Here is a 433-nt window from a genome sequence, read left to right as displayed (position 1 = left end):
TCGTTTCGAAGGTCCAGGACCGCGGCGCGCCTGCCGTGGCATCACTTTCCATAGAGGCCTCATAGACCGCGCAACACGGGGCTTGGCACCATGGCATCCTGACCCGGAGCCGACTCGCGGTGGCGCTCGCCCCGCTGCAGCTACTCTCTTGTGGGCGCCTGGGGCGCCACGGCGGCGCCCCAGGCGCGCCCGCGAGAAGCTCCGAAGTGACCCAGCACTAGTCACTCGCAGACGCGCGGGATACTCACCCAGTCGGAAAATGCTCAGTTCGAGCCGCGTCTGTCTCATCGAGGAGGCCGAGTTGGACCGCCTTGCGGGTCAGGTCAGCTTTGTTGCCCAAATTTAGCTTGCTACGGATGCGCTTGACGTAGGTATTGACAGTCGTCTCCGCCAAACTCATGCGGCGCGCCACCTGACTGTGAGTCAGTCCAGT

At 64.0% G+C, this 433-nt stretch carries 1 protein-coding gene; it reads right to left on the bottom strand.

Translation table 11 applies throughout. From position 1 onward, the window contains the following. Nucleotides 1–244: 244 nt before the first annotated feature. A partial coding sequence (locus K7472_RS32280) for a response regulator transcription factor (protein ID WP_222982828.1) occupies nt 245–433 on the bottom strand: 189 nt, incomplete at its 5' end.

It is taken from the genome of Streptantibioticus parmotrematis, from assembly GCF_019890615.1.
In the GTDB taxonomy this organism is placed as follows: domain Bacteria; phylum Actinomycetota; class Actinomycetes; order Streptomycetales; family Streptomycetaceae; genus Streptantibioticus_D; species Streptantibioticus_D parmotrematis.
This window is presented reverse-complemented; position numbering and strand designations above follow the sequence as displayed.